The organism is Arsukibacterium sp. (assembly GCF_033722355.1).
Classification (GTDB): Bacteria; Pseudomonadota; Gammaproteobacteria; order Enterobacterales; family Alteromonadaceae; genus Alishewanella.
Genome location: NZ_JAWVZF010000203.1, coordinates 1 through 4,048, shown reverse-complemented (window position 1 = coordinate 4,048; position 4,048 = coordinate 1). Strand labels below are relative to the sequence as shown.

The window sequence follows — 4,048 nt, the reverse complement described above, 5'->3', positions numbered from 1 at the left end:
GCATCTTGTCAGCTTTTGAACTGGAACGGTTGCCCCCGGGGTCAGTGCAGGCCGTGCATCTGCTTAGTCAGGCAGCGCGGCTGGCTTTTGCTGACAGAGAGCGTTATCTGGCCGATGCAGATTTCAGTCCGGTACCGGTTGCTGGATTACTGGACCCGGCTTATTTAGCCAGCCGGGCCAGACTGATAGACGTTAAACGGAACCTGGTGGAGGTAAGTGCCGGTAAACCAGCAGGTGCCCAACCGCTGGCCGAGGCATCAGCAGCAGAATTTGCCAATACCAGTCATTTGTCAGTAGTTGATAAGTATGGCAATGCGGTTAGTATGACGACCAGTATTGAGAACGTGTTTGGTTCAGGTCTGATGGTTAATGGTTATTTACTGAATAACCAGCTTACTGATTTCAGTTTAGCTGCTGAAGTGGACGGCAAACTGGTTGCCAACCGGGTTGAGGGTGGCAAGCGCCCCCGCAGCTCAATGGCACCGATGATGGTATTTGACAACGATAATAACCTGAAGTTACTGACCGGCTCGCCCGGCGGTAGCCGGATTATCAATTATGTCGCGCAAAACCTGGTGGCAGTGCTTGACTGGCAGTTAAACCTGAAACAGGCGATAAATTTACCGCGCTTTACCCATCGTAATGATTACCTTGCCTTAGAAGCGGGTACACCACTGGCCGATTTAGCCGTAGTATTTAACGCCATGGGCTATCAGGTCAGGGTGCAGGATTTAAACTCCGGTATTCATGCAATCGAAGTAAAAGCTGATGCACTTGAAGGCGTTGCTGACCCAAGGCGGGAAGGCACTGCGGCGGGCTTCTGATTAACATTAAACAAGCACAGACAGAGAAAGATAATGACAGTTGATGTAAGCCAGAGCCGGGCAGGGGTCATGACAATCAGCCTGCAACGTCCTGAGAAAAAAAATGCATTAAATCTGGCGATGTATCGTCAGCTGACTGAAGCGCTGCAGCAGGCACAGCAGGATACAGCTATTAACGTGGTGTTGCTGCAGGGATCGGCCAGCTGCTTTTCCAGTGGTAACGACTTGCAGGATTTCCTGACAGCCGGTGAACTGGATGCGCATCATCCCACCGTCGCTTTTCTTTATCAGCTTAATGCCTTTACCAAGCCGGTGGTGGCAGCGGTAGCAGGCTTAGCCATTGGCATTGGTACTACGGCACTGCTGCATTGTGATCTGGTTTATGCCGCGCCCGATTGTCGCTTTCAGATGCCCTTCAGTCAGTTAGGGCTGTGCCCTGAAGCAGCATCAAGCTTACTGCTGCCAAATTTAATTGGTTATCAGCGAGCAGCGCAGTATTTATTACTGGGAGAACCGTTTGACACGGCTCAGGCGGTTGCCATGGGACTGGTGAATCAGCAGGTAGCCAGTGAGCAGTTATTGGCTTTTGCTGCTGCGAAAGCCACCGAGCTGGCCTCACTGCCGGCGCAAGCGGTACAGCATAGTAAGGCACTCATCCGCGGTAACATAAAACGTGAAGCCGATAAGGCGATAAGCACAGAGCTGGAAATATTTGGCCAGCTGTTAAAAAGCGATGCCTGTCAGCAGCAATTACAACGCTTTTTCCAAAAAGAATAACCTGAAGTACCTGGTGTTAAGGCCAGGCTTAAGCTTAGTACGTCGCGGTGTGACTAAAGGGATCCGCTTTAACCGCGGTCACCCGCCAGTTCCCCCCTTTTTTTACCAGACTGACGGTGCGCAGATTATCCACCTGTTTGCCAGCATGTTCACCACTGAAAACCAGGGTAATATCCGCATCGTTATCATATTGCTGACGCAGATTCTGGCCACTGCGGTTTACTTCAATGGTGACGTTGTCATAAGACATATTTAATAATGTTCTGGCCACCTGGCGGGGGGTTACATAAGCATCAAGCAAAGCAGCAAACTCTTTTGTGCTGAGGCTTTTCGCTTTATCTAAATCTTTGTCATTATAAAGCGCATGGAAAAACTCGGTTGCCACATACTCTGGCGTACCCCAGTGGGCATTACTTTTGGGTTTTTCACCACAGCCAGTAAGCAGCAGACCCAGAACCAGAACCAGAATAGAGATTAATTTCATATGTGGCCGCCTCTGATAAACAACTAAGCTTGCAGTGTGAAATCTTTTTTAGCTGCTGTAAAGAACAAAGGCCGCAATAGGCGGCCTTTTCAACACAAAGCGCTGGCTCAGGGTTGCAGCTCCTGCTCGGTAAAAACGTCGGCAAACAGGGGGCTGGATAAATAACGCTCGGCGGCACTGGCCAAAATGACCACAATGTTTTTACCGGCATTTTCTGGCTTTGCCGCCTGACGCTGGGCAGCAACTAAAGCAGCACCTGATGAAATACCAGCGAGAATACCCTCTTCGCGCATTAAGCGATGGGTAGCGGCCATGGCCTCTTCGCTGCTGACTGTTTCCACTTCATCAATCAGGTCTAAGTCAAGGTTACCCGGAATAAAGCCGGCACCGATACCCTGAATTTTATGCGGGCCTGGCTTTAAGTCTTCACCCGCCTTGGCCTGACTGATCACAGGCGATTCAACCGGTTCAACCGCAACGGTATGCAGCGGCAGATTTTTAATCTGTTTTAAATAGCGGCTTACCCCGGTAATGGTGCCGCCGGTGCCGACACCGGCAATAAAGATATCTATGTTACCGTCAAGATCATTGAAAATTTCCGGGCCGGTTGTTTCAACATGAATTTGCGGGTTTGCCGGGTTTTCAAATTGCTGCAGCAATACATAGCGGTTCGGATCTGATGCCAGGATTTCATGCGCTTTTTCAATCGCCCCTTTCATGCCTTTCGGGCCTTCAGTCAGCACCAGCTTTGCACCTAACGCTTTTAACAGTTTACGCCGTTCCAGACTCATGGTTGATGGCATGGTCAGCGTTAATTTATAGCCACGGCTGGCAGCGACAAATGCCAGTGCGATGCCAGTATTACCGGAAGTCGGTTCAATAATTTCTTTTTCCGGCGTTAATACGCCGCGTTTTTCCGCATCCCAGATGAGCGCGGCACCTAAGCGGCATTTAACACTGAAGCTGGGGTTGCGCGATTCAATTTTAGCGTACACATTAGCACCACCAGAGATAGTCCGGTTTAATTTGACCAATGGGGTGCGACCGATAGACAATGAGTGGTCTGCAAATGAAAGTGCCATAAAAAGCTCCAATTACAAAGAATTTGGTGACTAGAATACGCCAGCAGCATAAAAGATGAAGTAGCGTTTGGCTATAACTTATATCATTTCACTTTAGCATAAAGTGCAGCCAAAACTTTAGCCCGAAGAGGATCAAGATGGCCTTTGAAAGTACTGACAATTATATCGTTTCCACCGAGCTTGCGCTGGCCGTAAATGCCGCAGTAACGCTTGAAAAACCGTTACTGATTAAAGGCGAGCCTGGTACCGGTAAAACCCGGTTGGCAGAGGAGCTGGCGCAAAGCCTGAATACCGAGCTTATTCAATGGCATATTAAGTCCACGACCAAAGCCCAGCACGGCCTGTATGAATACGATGCAGTATCGCGGTTACGGGACAGTCAGCTGGGCAGTGACAAAGTCCAGGATATCAGCAACTATATTCGCCCGGGCAAGCTGTGGCTGGCCTTTACTGCCGCGAAAAGGCCGGTGTTGCTGATTGATGAAATTGATAAGGCTGATATCGAGTTTCCAAACGACTTATTACATGAGCTGGATCAGATGGCATTTTATGTCCATGAAACCGGTGAACAAATCCGGGCGTCAGATCGGCCCATCGTCATTATTACGTCTAACAACGAAAAAGAGCTGCCGGACGCTTTTTTACGCCGCTGTTTTTTCCATTATATTCGCTTTCCCGATGCCGAGACGTTACGGGCTATTGTAGCAGTGCATTACCCTAATATTCAGCAGCAATTATTGAGTACGGCGCTGGAGATCTTTTTTGAACTGCGTGAATTACCGGGTTTAAAGAAAAAACCCTCAACTTCAGAGTTGTTAGATTGGCTTAAATTACTGTTGGCCGAAGATATTCCGGCCAGTGTGTTAACCGATAAGCAGCAG

5 protein-coding genes are annotated in these 4,048 nt (G+C 49.1%); 3 read left to right on the top strand and 2 right to left on the bottom strand.

The annotated features are described in order from the left end of the window. Together R3177_RS13570 and R3177_RS13565 are read left to right on the top strand one after the other, a co-directional pair. Positions 1-824 (top strand): gamma-glutamyltransferase (locus R3177_RS13570; RefSeq protein WP_318971557.1); only part of this gene is annotated, 824 nt, incomplete at its 5' end. Positions 825-857: 33 nt separating this feature from the next. Beyond that, entirely contained in the window at positions 858-1,601 is a 744-nt protein-coding gene (locus R3177_RS13565) for an enoyl-CoA hydratase (RefSeq protein WP_318971556.1), read from the top strand. A gap of 34 nt (positions 1,602-1,635) precedes the next feature. Here R3177_RS13565 and R3177_RS13560 read toward each other — a convergent pair whose 3' ends face one another. Both R3177_RS13560 and cysK read right to left on the bottom strand, forming a co-directional pair. Further along, on the bottom strand, positions 1,636-2,085 hold the full coding sequence (locus tag R3177_RS13560; RefSeq protein ID WP_318971555.1) for a hypothetical protein: 450 nt from the start codon (positions 2,083-2,085) through the stop codon (positions 1,636-1,638). Positions 2,086-2,192: 107 nt separating this feature from the next. After that, positions 2,193-3,167, bottom strand: a complete 975-nt coding sequence (cysK, locus tag R3177_RS13555) for a cysteine synthase A (RefSeq protein WP_318971554.1) — start codon at positions 3,165-3,167, stop codon at positions 2,193-2,195. A 137-nt stretch (positions 3,168-3,304) separates the two neighbouring features. Here cysK and R3177_RS13550 point away from each other — a divergent pair. Further along, the coding region (locus R3177_RS13550; RefSeq protein WP_318971553.1) for a MoxR family ATPase at positions 3,305-4,048 on the top strand (744 nt) is incomplete at its 3' end.

Coding starts and splice junctions, on each gene's coding strand:
- R3177_RS13565 (WP_318971556.1), top strand. CDS start 858: ATGACAGTTGATGTAAGCCAGAGCCGGGCAGGGGTCATGACAATCAGC.
- R3177_RS13560 (WP_318971555.1), bottom strand. CDS start 2,085: ATGAAATTAATCTCTATTCTGGTTCTGGTTCTGGGTCTGCTGCTTACT.
- cysK (WP_318971554.1), bottom strand. CDS start 3,167: ATGGCACTTTCATTTGCAGACCACTCATTGTCTATCGGTCGCACCCCA.